General features: G+C 72.0%; 10 protein-coding genes. 9 read left to right on the forward strand and 1 reads right to left on the reverse strand.

Features of this window, described 5'->3' with window-relative positions:
* Positions 1-5: 5 nt before the first annotated feature.
* A complete protein-coding gene (locus tag HD601_RS08610) occupies positions 6-2,459 on the reverse strand; it encodes a transglycosylase domain-containing protein (protein ID WP_184821036.1) in 2,454 nt (817 codons plus the stop codon).
* Positions 2,460-2,739: 280 nt separating this feature from the next.
* Here HD601_RS08610 and HD601_RS08615 point away from each other — a divergent pair, with 280 nt between their 5' ends.
* The 9 genes from HD601_RS08615 (at position 2,740) to HD601_RS08655 (ending at position 12,340) form a co-directional block, all read left to right on the forward strand.
* Positions 2,740-3,387, forward strand: a complete 648-nt coding sequence (locus tag HD601_RS08615) for a helix-turn-helix transcriptional regulator (protein WP_184821038.1) — start codon at positions 2,740-2,742, stop codon at positions 3,385-3,387.
* A complete protein-coding gene (locus HD601_RS08620) occupies positions 3,384-4,463 on the forward strand; it encodes an inositol-3-phosphate synthase (RefSeq protein WP_184821039.1) in 1,080 nt (359 codons plus the stop codon). The genes HD601_RS08615 and HD601_RS08620 overlap by 4 nt, the downstream gene beginning before the upstream one ends.
* Before the next feature lie 305 nt (positions 4,464-4,768).
* The gene (locus tag HD601_RS08625) at positions 4,769-7,993 is read left to right on the forward strand and encodes a sensor histidine kinase (protein WP_184821041.1); all 3,225 of its coding nucleotides are present in this window, start codon (positions 4,769-4,771) and stop codon (positions 7,991-7,993) included.
* Entirely contained in the window at positions 7,990-8,385 is a 396-nt protein-coding gene (locus tag HD601_RS08630) for a roadblock/LC7 domain-containing protein (RefSeq protein ID WP_046767008.1), read from the forward strand. The genes HD601_RS08625 and HD601_RS08630 overlap by 4 nt, the downstream gene beginning before the upstream one ends.
* 85 nt (positions 8,386-8,470) lie before the next feature.
* A complete protein-coding gene (locus HD601_RS08635) occupies positions 8,471-8,833 on the forward strand; it encodes a DUF742 domain-containing protein (RefSeq protein ID WP_184821043.1) in 363 nt (120 codons plus the stop codon).
* The gene (locus HD601_RS08640; RefSeq protein WP_184821045.1) at positions 8,814-9,410 is read left to right on the forward strand and encodes a GTP-binding protein; all 597 of its coding nucleotides are present in this window, start codon (positions 8,814-8,816) and stop codon (positions 9,408-9,410) included. Before HD601_RS08635 ends, HD601_RS08640 begins: the two co-directional genes overlap by 20 nt.
* A 35-nt stretch (positions 9,411-9,445) precedes the next feature.
* Positions 9,446-10,342 carry a hypothetical protein gene (locus tag HD601_RS08645; RefSeq protein ID WP_184821047.1) on the forward strand — a complete coding sequence of 299 codons (897 nt, stop codon included), beginning with the start codon at positions 9,446-9,448 and terminating at the stop codon, positions 10,340-10,342.
* Between the two features lie 171 nt (positions 10,343-10,513).
* Complete coding sequence (locus HD601_RS08650; protein ID WP_184821049.1) at positions 10,514-11,215, forward strand: hypothetical protein; 702 nt, start codon at positions 10,514-10,516, stop codon at positions 11,213-11,215.
* An 87-nt stretch (positions 11,216-11,302) separates the two neighbouring features.
* A complete protein-coding gene (locus HD601_RS08655) occupies positions 11,303-12,340 on the forward strand; it encodes an NAD-dependent epimerase/dehydratase family protein (protein ID WP_184821051.1) in 1,038 nt (345 codons plus the stop codon).
* Positions 12,341-12,378: the final 38 nt, after the last annotated feature.

Here is a 12,378-nt window from a genome sequence, read left to right on the forward strand (position 1 = left end):
TGACGTCAGCGGTCCGCGCCCCCGGCGTCGCCCCAGGCGCCGCCGTTGCCGCCTCCGTTGTTGCCGTTGGGGTCGCCCGTCGGCTCGTCGGTGGGTTCGTCGGTCGGTGGGTCCGTGCCGCCGTCGGCCCCGCCATCGGTGCCACCGTCGGTCCCGCCCTCGGTGCCGGCCCACTCGTTGCCCGACGCGTCGCCGTCGCCGCCGTCGCCGGAGTCGGTGCCGCCGTCGCCGGACTCGTCCGAGCCGGAGTCGTCGCCACCGTTGCCGCCGCCGTTGTTGCCGTTGTCGTCGCCGCCGTCGTTGCCGTTCCCGTTGTCGCCGTTGTCGTCCTCGTCACCGGGGTCGTCGGTGGGAGTGGGCGTCGGAGTGGGCGACGGGTTGACCGCCTCGCCGACCTCGGCCGGCTCGGGGAACTCCTGCACCTCGACGCCCTCGAGGGCGCCGGACATGAACGCGGTCCAGATGCGGGCCGGGAACGCGCCACCGGTGAAGGTGTCCATGCCGTCGACGCCGTCGAGGGACACGGTGCCGGCGGTCTCGCCGTCGCCGCGGAAGATCGCGACGCTGGCCGCCAGCTGCGGCACGTAGCCGGAGAACCAGGCGGTCAGGTCCTCGTGCGTCCCGGTCTTGCCTGCGGCCGGGCGCTCGAGGTTCTGCGCCTCGCGGCCGCTGCCGTTCTCGACCACCTGGTTGAGCGCGAAGGTGGTGTCGGCCACGACGCCGGAGTCGAGGACGGTCTCGGGCGCGGGCTCGACCCGGTAGGGGACGTTGCCGCCGGGCTCGGTGACCGAGCGGACGGTGTACCAGTCGGCGTGCCGGCCGCCCGCGGCGAGCGTGGCGTACGACTCGGCCATGTCGATGGGCCGGACGTGGCCGATGCCGATGGTGACGCGCGGGTCGTCGCGCAGCTCCGACTCCTCGTCGGCCGCGTAGGACAGGCCGCTGGCCAGCTGGGTGTCGACGATGGTGTCCGGGCCGATGTCCATGGCGAGGTCGACGTACGCCGTGTTCATGGAGTTCTCGGTGGCCGTGACCAGGTCGATGGCCTCGCCGTACTCCTCGTCGCCCTGGTTGTGCACCGGCGGGCCGAGGATGGGGTCGGTGAGGGTGTTGCCGGAGTAGCGGCTCTCGAGCGAGATGCCCTGGCCCAGCGCCGCGGCCAGGGTGAACGGCTTCACCGTCGACCCGCCCTGGATGGAGGCGTCGATGGCGTCGTTGAACGGCTGGGTGACGTAGTCGGCCCCGCCGTACATGGCCACGACGGCGCCGTCGCCCGGGACGACCGCCGCGAGCCCGACCCGGACGCCGTCGGCGTGCTCCTTGGGCCGCTCGGCGTCGACGGCCCTGATGGCGGCCGTCTGCGCCTTGGCGTCGAACGTGCTGACGACGCGCAGGCCGCCGGTGTCGATCTGCTCCTCTGTGAAGCCGTTGTCGATCAGCTCGTCGCGAACCTGCCGCAGCAGGTAGCCGTTGGGACCGCCGTAGAGGTTGGTGTTCTGCTCCGGCACGACCGCGGGCGGCACCAGGGTCTCGGCCGTGGCGGCGTCGAGCTTGCCGATGTCGACCATGCCGTCGACGACGTACTGGAACCGGCGCTCGAACCGCTCGGTGTTCTCGGGACCTGACGTGGGGTCGTACCGCGGCGGCGAGCGCAGAATGGCGGCCAGCGCAGCGCACTGGGTGACGTCGAGCTCGGACACGGGCTTGCCGAAGTAGGAGCGCGAGGCGGTCTGGATGCCGTAGAGGCCGCCGCGGCCGAACCAGATGGTGTTGAGGTAGGACGCCAGGATGTCGTCCTTGTCGAGCTGCTGGTCGATCTTGACCGCGATGAACAGCTCCTGCACCTTGCGGGTCAGGGACTGGTCCTGCGTCAGGTAGTAGTTCTTGACGTACTGCTGCGTGATGGTCGAGCCGCCACCGGCCGCCGTCGACCCGTTGTTCTGGATGTAGCCGATGCCGGCGCGCATGATGCCGACCGGGTCGAAGCCGTTGTTCTCGTAGAACGAGCGGTCCTCGGCGGCGACGACGGCGTCCTGGCAGGCCTGCGGGATCTCGGAGATGTCGACCGTCTCGCGGTTCTCGGCGCTGAACCGGCCGAGCTCGGTCTTGCCGTCGGCCCAGTAGACGATGGTCGCCTCGGACCGCGCGAACGCGTTGGCCTCGGGGATGTCCGTCATGGCGTAGGCGATGCTGACCCCGGCCACGCCGAGGAGCATCATGCCGAGCGCGTAGAGACCGAACGCCTTCCAGGAGACGAACCGGCGCCAGCCCTTGCGCTTGCCCTTGGCGTCCTTCTTCCCGTTGCGGCCGGCGGCGTAGCGACGACCGCCACCGTTCCCGCCGCCCCCGGGGGTCGCCGAAGGGACCGCGCCCGCGGACGCGGCAGTCCTCGACGCCGCGTTGCTGGACGCGGCTGTGCGCGCGCGGCCACCCGCGCGGCGTCGCCCTTGGTTCGTCACAGAGTTCTCGGTCGGTTGGGGGACATCGGCCGTCCGGAGCGCGCGATGAGGTGCCCCGGATCAAAGCAGAGCCTACGACGCTCCACGGTTGATCACGCCAATCCTGCTCTCGACCCGGCTGTTTCAAACCTGCCCGTGACAGCTCACGGCTCTCACCCGTCGCGTCGATGCGCACGGGTCACTTGCAGTTCGAGGCCGGGACGTTCTATCGTCCTGAAATATCGACATGATGTATCGGTTCGATACATCGATTCGTCAATGATGCAAGGGAGCGTACCTCGTGGGCAAACGCGCGGAGGCGCTGGAGCTGGCCATCCTGGGCCTGCTGCACGATGCGCCGCTGCACGGCTACGAGCTGCGCAAGAGGGTGAACTCGCTGCTGGGGTGGGGGCGAGCGTTCTCGTACGGCACCTTGTATCCGACTCTCAAGGCGATGGTGCGGCACAACTATCTGGCGGAGGACGAGCCGGTCGACACCCTGGTGACGCCGGGTCCCCACCGCAGCGGCCGCCGTGGCCGCATCGCCTACCGGCTCACCCCCGAGGGCAAGGAGCGCTTCGCCGAGCTGCTCACCCAGACCGGACCGTCGGCCTGGGACGACGAGCACTTCGGCGTGCACTTCGCGTTCTTCGGGCGGGCCGACGCCGATACCCGCATGCGGATCCTCCTCGGCCGGCGCAGCCGGCTGCAGGAGAAGCTCGACCAGTTCCGCTCGTCGCTGTCGCGCACCCGTGAGCGGCTCGACGCCTACACGCTGGAGCTCCAGCGACACGGCCTGGAATCGGTCGAGCGCGAGGTCAAGTGGCTCGACGGCCTGATCAGCGCGGAGCAGCGCTCGATCGCCATGTCACCGGGCGCCACGCCCACCCCAGGGGCCGGTGAGCCACCGGCACCCATCACCGGAAACGAAGGAGAGAACGGCCGATGAGCTCGGTACGTGTTGGCATCGTCGGCGTGGGCAACTGCGCCGCCTCGCTCGTGCAAGGCGTCCACTACTACCGCGACGCCGACCCGGCGACGAAGGTCCCGGGCCTGATGCACGTCCAGTTCGGCGACTACCACGTCCGTGACGTCGAGTTCGTCGCCGCGTTCGACGTCGACGCCAAGAAGGTCGGGCAGGACCTCGCGGACGCCATCGGCGCCAGCGAGAACAACACCATCAAGATCTGCGACGTGCCGCCCACGGGTGTCGTCGTGCAGCGTGGTCACACGCTCGACGGCCTGGGCAAGTACTACCGCGAGACCATCGTCGAGGACGAGAGCGAGCCGGTCGACGTCGTCGCCGCGCTCAAGGCCGCCAAGGTCGACGTCCTCGTCTGCTACCTGCCGGTGGGCTCCGAGGAGGCCGCCAAGTTCTACGCGCAGGCCGCCATCGACGCCGGTGTGGGCTTCGTCAACTGCCTCCCGGTCTTCATCGCCGGCACCCCCGAGTGGGCCGACAAGTTCACCGCCGCGGGCGTCCCGATCGTCGGCGACGACATCAAGTCGCAGATCGGCGCCACCATCACGCACCGTGTGCTGGCCAAGCTGTTCGAGGACCGCGGCGTCACCGTCGACCGGACGTACCAGCTCAACGTCGGCGGCAACATGGACTTCAAGAACATGCTGGAGCGCGACCGCCTGGAGTCCAAGAAGATCTCCAAGACGCAGTCGGTCACCTCGCAGCTGGTCGACGGCCTCGAGCCGCGCAACGTGCACATCGGCCCGTCCGACTACGTGGCCTGGCTCGACGACCGCAAGTGGGCGTTCATCCGGCTCGAGGGGCGCAACTTCGGCGACGTCCCGCTGAACCTGGAGTACAAGCTCGAGGTCTGGGACTCCCCGAACTCGGCCGGCATCGTCATCGACGCGCTGCGCGCCGCGAAGATCGCCATGGACCGCGGCATCGGCGGGCCGATCCTGTCGGCGTCGTCCTACTTCATGAAGTCGCCGCCGGAGCAGTACTCCGACGACGTCTGCCGCGAGAAGGTCGAGCAGTTCATCCGCGGCGAGATCGAGCGCTGACGCACCAGCGGTCACGACGGGAGCCGGTACCCTCGGGTGCCGGCTCCTTTCGCTGGTCGGGTATGAGAATCCCGTCGCCGGTGCGGCACTTTGACGTGGCTCGTCTACCATTTCCGTCATGCTCCGGTGGGATCGTGTGCCACATTGAGGTGTTTCACCCACCGGTCGCCTATTGACAGAACGCTGCCGGGCAGCAAGCGTCGTCTAGCGGCGCGTGTGCGTCCCGGAGCACGACGGCGGCCACGAGGAGCCTTGTGTCGCTCGCCGGCGAGCGACCATGGGGGACGACAGAGGAAGGATCATCGATGACGCGGACCGCCCGAGGACGCCGTAGCAACGACGGCGCCACGAAGCGGGCGCGCGCGAACCTGCGCCCAGCCGACCTGCGCCCATCCGTGAAGTCCGGCCGTGCGAAGGAGGGCGGAGCCGACGGCGAGCGGTCGCAGTCGTTCTGGCACACGTTCCTGCACGACCGCAGTGTGCGCTCCCGCGTCGCCGCGCTGGTCCTCCTCCCGCTGCTGGGCACTCTCGTGCTCGGCACGTTGTTCTTCAAGAGCGCCCTCGACGAGGCGTCCTCCGCCTCGCGCACCGAGAGCCTGGCCGAGCTGGGCATGGTGTCCCTGCAGGCCCTCGAGACCCTCCAGGACGAGCGCGACGTCACCGGCCTCGCCGAGGTCGGCCCCGGCGGCGCCCCCGCGGCCACGGGCGACGGCGCGGTCGACGACGCGCGCGCCGCCACCGACGCGGCCCTCGCGTCGCTCTCCGACGAGATCGACCAGCGCCGCGGCGACGACCTCGGCTCCGGCTTCGAGAGCGCGGTCGCGGCGTTCGACCGCCAGCTGCCGCGCCTGGCCGGCTACCGCGGTCAGCGCGACGCCAACGACCCGCCGTTCGAGAGCGGCACCGACGGCTACCAGCGCATCGCCCAGACGCTGCAGCAGCTGGCCACCGCGTCGGGCACGGGCAACGACGACCCCGTGCTGGCGCGCCAGATCTCGGCCCTGGCCGACATCGCCCAGGCGGTCGAGTCCGCGTCCATGGAGCGCGGCCTGGTGGCCTACTTCATCGGCCCCGAAGCCCTGACCAGCGCCCAGCGCGACCAGGTCGTCATCCTCCAGGGTGAGCAGGACCTCCTGCTCCAGGGCCGGTTCCTCCGCGGCCTCGGCTTCACCGACCAGGCCCGCCTGTTCTCCAACCAGATCACCGAGGGCAACCGCCTGGTCGCCGACACCCGCTCCGACATCACCAACGGCGCGGCGCCTCGGGCCACCAAGGAAGAGTGGTACCAGGCCTCCACCGACCGCATCGACGCGCTGCGCGAGGTCCAGAACGACACCTCCGGCACCGTGCTGACCGTGGCGGCCGACCGCACCGACAGCTCCCGGGTGACGGCGCTGCTCAGCGCCCTGGCCGTCCTCGCGGTCCTGGCCCTGACGGTCTACCTCGCCATCGTCGTCGCGCGGTCCATCATCGGCCCGCTGCGCCGGCTCCGGGCCTCCGCGCTCGAGACCGCGCAGACGCAGCTGCCGGCTCTGGTCGACCGCGTGCACAAGGACGGCCCGGCGGTCGCCCGCAACCTGCCCGACGCCGTCGAGGCCGAGGGCCGCGACGAGATCGGCCAGGTCGCCACCGCGTTCAACGACGTCCACTCCACCGCGGTCCGGGTCGCCGCCGAGCAGGCCATGCTGCGGCAGAACCTCGACACCATCGTCGTCAACCTCTCCCGCCGCACGCAGTCGCTCATCGACCGCCAGCTCGGCGAGATCGAGGGCCTCGAGCAGCGCGAGCGCGACCCCGACCAGCTGAGCACGCTGTTCCGCATCGACCACATGGCCACCCGCGTCCGCCGGCACGCCGAGAGCCTCCTGGTCCTCGCGGGCGTCGACGAGATGCGCAAGCACACCAGCGCGGCTGGCGTCCTCGACGTCGTCCGCACCGCGGTCGGCGAGGTCGAGCAGTACCCGCGCGTGAAGTTCGGCGTCATGCCGACCGACCTCATCACCGCCGGCGCCGTCGACGACATCGCCCACCTGCTGGCCGAGCTGATCGACAACGCCACCGAGTTCTCCGCGCCGGCCACGCCGGTCCGGGTCACCAGCCAGCCACTGCTGGGTGGCGGCCTGCGCCTGCAGGTCACCGACTCCGGCCTCGGCATCCCGGCCGGGCAGCTCGACGAGCTCAACGACCGCCTCCGCAACGTCGGCGACATCGACGTCGCTGCGTCGCGGACCCTGGGCCTCTACGTGGTCGCCCGCCTGGCCGCCAAGCACGGCATCCAGGTGCGCCTCGAAGGGGTCCCCGAGGGCGGCACGGCCGCGCAGGTCGACCTCCCCGCGCACCTCATCCTGTCGCCGCTGGACACCAGCGAGGGCGTCCTCAGCGCGGTGACGCCGGAGACGCAGGCACCGAAGTCCTCCGGCCTCGACGCCTGGAGCCTCGACAACGACTCGTCGCCGTTCCGCCGCGACGACTCCTCGCCGTCGCTCCCGCTGCCGTCGACCACCGGCCTGCCGCGCCGCTCCGACGAGCGCCCCGAGCCGACCCGCTTCCCGGTCGAGGCCAACGGCCGGCTCGACGAGCCGTTCCCGGCCGACCCCGCGCCCGCCATGGACGCCGGCCGGCCCACCTGGCCGAGCCCCGAGGAGTCGCGGCTGCGCGCCGACACCGGCGAGACCCGCGTCCCGCCCATCACGGCCGAGACCCGGTTCCAGGCCGACACCGGCGAGGCCCGGCTCGGCGACACCGCGGAGCGCCGCCTGAGCGACACCGGCGAGAGCCCGCTGAGCGACACCGGTGAGCGGCGGTTCTCCACCGACCACGGCACCCGGTCCGACGAGTCCTGGCGTGCGCCGCTGACCGGCGCCGGCACCAACGGCTCGGCACTGCCGACCCGCGAGCCGCGCCCCGAGGTCCGCCCGCCGGCACCCCAGCCGGCCGCTCCCGCCGTCCCGCCGGCCCCCGCGCCGGCACCGGCCGCCGCACGGGCCTCGCTGCGGGCGCCGGAGCCGGTGCTGCCCGACAGCGACTCCCCCATCTACGACTCCGTCGCCTCGGCCTGGTTCAGCCGGTCGAGCAGCCCCTCCACCGACTGGTCGAGCCCGGCCGACGAGGGCTGGCGGCGCGCCGCCGAGGCACTGCGGTCGGCCGAAGAGGCCGCCAGCGCCCGTGCGGGCCAGCGCGACACCGAGCCGATCGCCACGTCGCCGCAGATCGGGTCCGGCTGGGCAGCCAGCCGTCCCGAGACGCCGGCACCGGCGCCGGCGCCGGTTCCCGAGCCGGTCGCCGAGGCCGAGCCCGCGCTCAGCGCGTCCGGCCTGCCGCTGCGGCGGCGCGGCGCCTCGCTGGTGCCGGGATCCATCGGCGAACTCAACGAGACCGAACGCACCCGGCGCCCCGCGGCCGCGGCGAAGGACGCGAGTAACGTGGCCTCGACGCTGGCCAGCCTGCAGAGAGGTGTCGGGCGCGGCCGGGAGGAAACCGGTGGCTGGGTCCCGAAGCGGCCCAGCGACCCCGAGAGGAGCGATTCGTGACCAACGCCTCCAGCGACGAGCTCGGCTGGCTGCTCGACCGTTTCGTCGACCGCACCACGGGTGCCGCGCACGCGGTCGTGGTGTCCGCCGACGGTCTGCACCTGGCCGGCTCCACGGGCATGCCGCGCGAGCGCGGCGAGCAGCTCGCTGCGGTGGTGTCCGGACTGGCCAGTCTCACGGTCGGCGCCTCGCTGATCCTGGGTGCCGGCGAGGTCCAGCAGACCCTGGTCGAGATGTCCAACGGCTTCCTGCTCGTCATGGCCGTCGGTGACGGCGCGCACCTCGCGGTGCTCGCGGCGTCCACCGCCGACCTCGGTCAGGTGGGCTATGAGATGGCCCTGCTCGTCGAGCGCGTCGGCGCCGTCCTCAACCCGGCCACCCGGGTGGGGTGACAACGACGTGCACGGGCGCCGGATGTGGTAGGGATCGGGTCAGCACGACCGCGATCCAAGGTCCCACGATGGTCTGGAGGTAACGATGGCGGCACCTGACGGCCGGCGGGTACGGCCGTACCTTGCCACGCGTGGGCGCACGCGTCCGGTACAGGACATCGCCATCGAGGCTCTCGTCTCGACCACGAAGGACGGCCGCACCCACGGCGTCGACCCCGAGCCGGAGCGGGAGCGAATCCTCCGGTTGTGTCACTCGCCGCGGTCCGTGGCAGAGGTGGCCGCCATCGTCTCGATGCCGCTCGGCGTGGCCAGGGTGCTCGTCGCGGATCTCGAGACCGAGGGACTCGTGCGGGTCGCTGACCCGCACGCGGCGTTTGCCGGCTCCGCGGAGCCGGCACGGAACTTGAGCGTGCTGGAAAGGGTGAGGGATGGCCTTCGTCGACTCTGAGGTGTCTGGCGGCACACAGGCCGACCAAGATGCACTGTCGGTCAAGATCGTCGTGGCCGGCGGCTTCGGCGTGGGCAAGACGACCTTCGTCGGCGCGGTGAGCGAGATCGAGCCGCTGCGCACCGAGGCACTCATGACCGAGGCCTCGACGAGCGTCGACGACCTCTCCATGCTGCCGGAGAAGCGCACCACGACGGTCGCCATGGACTTCGGCCGCATCACGCTGGCCGAGGACCTCGTCCTCTACCTGTTCGGCACGCCGGGCCAGAACCGCTTCTGGTTCATGTGGGACGACATCACCCGCGGTGCCATCGGCGCCGTGGTCCTCGTCGACACCCGCCGGCTGGCCGACTGCTTCGGGGCCATCGACTACGTCGAGCAGCGGGGCATCCCGTTCGTGGTCGCCCTCAACGCCTTCAACGGCATCCAGGAGCACGACGTCGAGGACGTCCGCGACGCCCTGCAGGTCGGCACCGAGGTCCCGTTCGTCGTCACCGACGCCCGCGACCGCGAGTCGGTCAAGGTCGTGCTCGTCACCCTCGTCGAGCACGCGATGTCGCTGATCCAGCAGACCTGACGGAACGCGCCTGCGGCGACGCACGTCCCAGTGACATGCGTCACCACGGGTGGATCGTCGCCGTGCCGGTCGCGGCCCTGCTGTTCCTCGCCGCTTGCGGCACCGAAGAGGCGCCCGTCAGCGCCTCGCCGTCGGACCCGCCGGTCGCCGTTCCGGCGTCCGACCCCGACCAGACCTACACCGGGCTGTTCACGGTGCTCGAGGACGCCGAGCACGGGCCGCAGCTGTGCAGCATGGTGATGGACTCCTACCCGCCGCAGTGCGGTGGGCCCGACGTCGCCGGCTGGAACTGGGACGAGGCGCCGGACGCCGAGACCGCCAACGGGGTCACCTGGGGCTTCTACTCGGTGACGGGCACCTGGGACGGCACCACGCTCACCCTCACCGAGCCGCCACTCGCCGGCGCCGCGACCTCACCCATGGTGCCCGACGGCGTCGCACCCGACTTCACCTCGCCGTGCGAGGCGCCGGCCGGCGGCTGGGCCGTCGTCGACGCCGCCACGACCACACAGGCGACCTTCGACGCAGCCATGGCGCACGCGGCCGCTCAACCCGACTTCGCCGGCTCGTGGATGGACCAGTCGCCGTTCGAGGTCACGCCCGAGAACGAGCCCGAGCGGATGAACCACCCCGAGTACCTCGTCCTCAACGCGCAGTTCACCGGCGATCTCGAACGGCACGAGGCCGAGCTGCGCCAGCTCTGGGGCGGCGCGCTGTGCGTCAGCGAGGCCGCGAACGCCATGGCCGACCTCGAGGCCGTCCAGGCCGAGCTGACCGACTCGGTCCCGAACCTCGCGGGCGTCGGGGTCGACACCCTCACCAACACGGTGTCGCTCGAGGTGTTCGTCGACGACGGCCTGCAGGAAGAGCTCGACCAGCAGTACGGCGCCGGGGTCGTCCAGGTGACCGCCAGCCTCCAGCCGGTCGGCTGAGCCGATGTCGTCCTTCCGCCTCCGCCCCTGGATCGCCGTCGCCGCTGCCGCCACGCTGGGCGCGTGCGGCACGTCGCAGGCGGTGTCGAGCACCCCCGAGACCGAGCCGGAGCCCCAGACCTACACCGGCGTCTTCAGGGTGCAGGACGGTCCCGATCACGGCCCGCGGCTGTGCCGGTCCGTCGCGGCCCTGGCAGTCGGAGCCAGCCGGTCCCCCGGCTCCGGCGATGCGCCGGCCTGCAGCGGACCGACGTCCATGGCTGGTCCGACGCCGAGGGCGAGACGTCTGACGCCGGCGTCGTCAGCGGCACCTACACCGTCACCGGCACCTGGGACGGCTCGGCGCTGACCCTCACCGAGACCCCCGAACCGGCGGCCGAACCCGGGCCCGGCCCCAGCCCGGACTTCACCTCGCCGTGCGAGCCGCCGGCCGGCGGCTGGGCGGTCGTCGATCCGGCCACCGCGACCAACGAGGACGCCGAATCGGCGCACGCCTACGCGGAGAGCCAGCCCGACTGGGTCGGCGCCTGGTCCGAACCCTTCGACCGCTCGGCCGAGGACCCGTCGTCGCCCGAGTACGGCATGGTCATCTTCGCGAAGGTGGTCCTGAACTACCGCTTCACCGGCGACCTCGAACGACACGAGGCGGCGCTGCGCGAGATCTGGGGCGGCGCCCTCTGCGTCAGCGAGGCCCCGAACACCATGGACGACCTGCGGGCGATCCAGGACGAGCTCACCGGCACCATCGCCACGGAGAACTTCGTCGGAGCCGGAGTCGACACGACGGCGAACGTCCTCGACTCCAGGTCTTCATCGACGACGGCGTGCAGGAGAGCATGGACGAGCAGTACGGCCCGGGGGTCGTCAGGGTGACGGCCGAGCTCACGCCCGTCGAGTGACCTCTGCCCACAGCGAAGGAGCCGTGACGGGCGCCCAGCCGGCTGGCTAGCGTCGGGCGCCATGAGTCGTCACGCGATCGTCGTCGGCGGCACCGGTCAGATCGGCCGTGCCGCCGTCGAGTCCCTTCTCGCCGACGGGTGGACCGTCACCTCCGTGCATCGCGGCTCGACGGCGCACCCGGCCGGCTGGGCCGAGCGGGGCGTGCGCGAGCGGCGCTCCGACCGCACCGGTCTGGCCGAGGTGGTCGCGGAGTCCGGCGGCGCCGACGTGCTGGTCGACACCGTCGCCTACGACGACGGCGACGCGCGGCAGCTGCTCGGGCTGGCCGCCGACCTCGGCTCGCTGGTCGTCGTCTCCAGCGCCTCGGTGTACGCCGACGACGACGGCCGCACCCTCGACGAGGCGACCGGCCCGGACGACTTCCCGCGTTTCGCCGGCCCGGTGCCCGAGACCCAGGCCACGGTCGCGCCGGGCCCGGCCGGCTACTCCACGAGGAAGATGCTCCTCGAGACGGCGCTGCTCGACGACGGCCGGCTGCCGGTCACCGTGCTGCGGCCATGCGCCGTCCACGGCCCGGGCAGCAGCAGCCCGCGCGAGCTGTGGCCGCTGCTGCGCGCCCTGGCCGGCCGACCGCGCGTCCCGCTGGCCCACCGCGGCGAGAGCCGGTTCCACACCACCAGTGCGCCCAACCTGGCCGAGCTGATCCGGCTCGCGGCCGCCGACCCCGGCAGTCGGGTCCTCAACGCCGGCGACCCGGAGCCGCCGTCGGTCGCCGAGATCGTCCGTGCCGTCTGCGCCGCCGTCGGCCACCACCCGGAGCTGGTGCTCCTGGACGGCGCGCCGGAGTCGCGGGTCGGCCGCACGCCGTGGTCGGTCCCGCGGCCCTTCCTGGTCGACATGACGGCCGCAGCGGCCGAGCTCGGCTACGCGCCGGTCGCGAGCTACGCCGACGCGGTCGCCGCCACGTCGGCCTGGCTGCGGGAGCAGCTCGCCGACCGTCCGTGGCGCGAGGCCTTCCCCCTGCTCGCCCAGTACTACGGCGACACGATGGACGACTTCACCGCCGAAGACGACCTCCTGGCAACGCCAGGAATCTGATCCACCCAACCCCGCAATGACCCTCCCTCACCAGAGGC

Source organism: Jiangella mangrovi, from assembly GCF_014204975.1.
Classification (GTDB): domain Bacteria; phylum Actinomycetota; class Actinomycetes; order Jiangellales; family Jiangellaceae; genus Jiangella; species Jiangella mangrovi.

Coding starts and splice junctions, on each gene's coding strand:
- HD601_RS08655 (WP_184821051.1), top strand. CDS start 11,303: ATGAGTCGTCACGCGATCGTCGTCGGCGGCACCGGTCAGATCGGCCGT.
- HD601_RS08640 (WP_184821045.1), top strand. CDS start 8,814: ATGGCCTTCGTCGACTCTGAGGTGTCTGGCGGCACACAGGCCGACCAA.
- HD601_RS08635 (WP_184821043.1), top strand. CDS start 8,471: ATGGCGGCACCTGACGGCCGGCGGGTACGGCCGTACCTTGCCACGCGT.
- HD601_RS08625 (WP_184821041.1), top strand. CDS start 4,769: ATGACGCGGACCGCCCGAGGACGCCGTAGCAACGACGGCGCCACGAAG.
- HD601_RS08645 (WP_184821047.1), top strand. CDS start 9,446: ATGCGTCACCACGGGTGGATCGTCGCCGTGCCGGTCGCGGCCCTGCTG.
- HD601_RS08620 (WP_184821039.1), top strand. CDS start 3,384: ATGAGCTCGGTACGTGTTGGCATCGTCGGCGTGGGCAACTGCGCCGCC.